The 2077-nt window shown below is 66.7% G+C and carries 3 protein-coding genes; 1 reads left to right on the forward strand and 2 read right to left on the reverse strand.

What is annotated here, in order from left to right:
* Window positions 1–63 precede the first annotated feature (63 nt).
* The gene (locus tag ACH442_RS47975; RefSeq protein WP_396344916.1) at window positions 64–858 is read right to left on the reverse strand and encodes a hypothetical protein; all 795 of its coding nucleotides are present in this window, start codon (window positions 856–858) and stop codon (window positions 64–66) included.
* Between the two features lie 185 nt (window positions 859–1043).
* On the opposite strand from ACH442_RS47975, the gene ACH442_RS47980 reads away from it, so the two are divergent.
* Entirely contained in the window at window positions 1044–1508 is a 465-nt protein-coding gene (locus tag ACH442_RS47980; protein WP_396344917.1) for a hypothetical protein, read from the forward strand.
* Between the two features lie 48 nt (window positions 1509–1556).
* On the opposite strand, the gene ACH442_RS47985 is transcribed toward ACH442_RS47980, so the two are convergent.
* Window positions 1557–1685 (reverse strand): hypothetical protein, encoded by a 129-nt coding sequence (locus ACH442_RS47985; protein WP_396344918.1) that lies wholly within the window; start codon window positions 1683–1685, stop codon window positions 1557–1559.
* Window positions 1686–2077: the final 392 nt, after the last annotated feature.

A 2077-nucleotide genomic window follows, 5' to 3' on the forward strand; every position in this document is an offset into this window, starting at 1 on the left:
GCCGAACACGAGGCATCACACGCGATGACCCAGCCGATCACCGCACCGCTGGAAACCAGCTAATCAACTCTCCACCAAACCCGGGGCTTGACAGTCGGTCGGCATCAGGTAGTGCTGGGCCTCGTTCAACCACACCACCGTGCACGGTCCGACCCGCTGCAGGTCGGCCACGGCCGCCTGGGGTCGGGTCGGGTCGTACGGGTGCCACACCCGCCACTGTCGCGGCTGCTTCTGATCGAGGTATCGGACCAGTTCCCAGCAGGCGCGGGTCTTGCCCGTCGATGACCCGCCCACCAGCGTCACCAACCGCGACGACCCGCCCCCGAGCAGCCCGTCAGCGGCCTCGCGCAGCAGAGTGTCGTGCACCCGGGGCACATACCCGGGCAGCACGTCCGTAGTAGTGCTGGTGCCGGGGACCTGGATCGCCTGGTGCACCTCCAGCACGAGGGGATCACACGCGCTGACCGGACGGCCCAGCGGATCCGGCAGATCCGGCGGCGGGGCCGGTTCGGCGGTGGCCGCGGCTGTCCAGGCCCGGCGGACCTGCTCCGCGATCTGCGCGACGGACTGGCGTCCGGCCAACCGGGCCAGGACGACCGCGACGCTCACCGTGTCCTGCTGGCCGGCAAGCCCGTCACCACTGATGATCTTGCCGATCAGGTCCTTACCCGGCGCTGCGGGCAGATCATCATCATCCGCGACCTGCTGGGCGAGTTCGGCCAGCTGCGGCCGGTCGGCCTCCGCATACAACCGGTAGATCGCATCCCGCAGATCCTTCGCCGGCCCAGCGGGCAGCACCTTCTTCTCCACCGCCCGAGGGCGGCGGCTCGACGACGGTCGGGACTCGTCGGCACTCATCGCCATCCATGATGGCCGACCACCTCCCACCGGCGCACCCATCGACACTCATCGGCACCGGAATCAGCCCCTCGGCAAGGGCCCAACCCTGGGATGCACAGCCAGCACCGGTCAACACCCGACGATCCGGTCCCTACCCGGACAGCTGAGCTCACCGCACCCATCCGGTACCCAGGAGGAAACACATGCGTCGACCGAACTCAGGCCTGGCTCGGGTCCTGGTCCTGTGCCTCATCGGCATCGGCATCATGCTCGACATCTGCCTCGACCTCACCATCGACCCCGGGCCGGCCGAAGCAGCCTCCACCGCAACGTCGCGGCCGGTCGCCGCGGTCGCGGCCGGCCTGGCCGCGCCGGTGACCGAGGACCCCGATCACCTCAGCGCGCACTGCGACGTCGTCTTTTTCTCCTGCGACACGAAGCCCATCCCCGCCGAGAAGCCCGGAAACTGGGTGAACTACTACATCGAGACCGACATCTGCTCTGCGGACTGGAAGATGATCGACACCGAGAACGGCCACGTCGTCAAGTCCGGCCACACCGACTCCGGCTCCTACGAAGACGGCCGGGTCAACACCCTGTACAGCTCGTACTACCTCACCATCGACAGTTGCTGGGGAAGCGTCGCCCTGATCGGCAACTTCGACTGATCAACCCCCGCAATCGTGGGCCGCCCGGAACATCCGGGCGGCCCACGATCACGCCGCCCTCGGCTCGTTCCCCTGCTGCTCGCGCTGCCGGTAGCTGGCGACCCGCGCGACGACGCCCTTGGTGTATGCCGCAGGAGCTCGCGCTTTCTCGAAGATCCTCGCCTCAACCAGCCCCACCGCGCCCACCGCGTGCAGAGGAGCACGGACAATCGTGCAGACGTCTTCGGAAATCAAGAGTCAGCACTGGCCCAATTCAGGCACTAGCCCTGTCGGCATCTCGCTTAGCGGACATAGCGATTTCTATTCGTCTCGCTCTGGTGCGGGTGCATCGTTGGTCGCAGCTCGGCATCGCCGCCCGACAGGCTCTTCAACCGGCCAGGAGCAGGCCGACTTCGCACCGCGTGTGACGATATATCCACCGGGTGTCGAGGAGCGATATGCCGCCAGGAGTCAATGAAATCCACGGATCGGCGAGAGCTAGGTGTGATGTCCAGCCAGGTTGTTCAACCGGGTGATCGGCGTGGTCTTGCCGATGGCGGTGTGGGGCCGATGATGGTTGTAATCGTGTA

Source organism: Actinoplanes sp. NPDC020271, from assembly GCF_044388125.1.
Classification (GTDB): domain Bacteria; phylum Actinomycetota; class Actinomycetes; order Mycobacteriales; family Micromonosporaceae; genus Actinoplanes.

Excerpts from the sequence above, each read along its gene's own strand:
- ACH442_RS47980 (WP_396344917.1), top strand. The coding sequence starts at position 1,044 with ATGCGTCGACCGAACTCAGGCCTGGCTCGGGTCCTGGTCCTGTGCCTC.
- ACH442_RS47975 (WP_396344916.1), bottom strand. The coding sequence starts at position 858 with ATGAGTGCCGACGAGTCCCGACCGTCGTCGAGCCGCCGCCCTCGGGCG.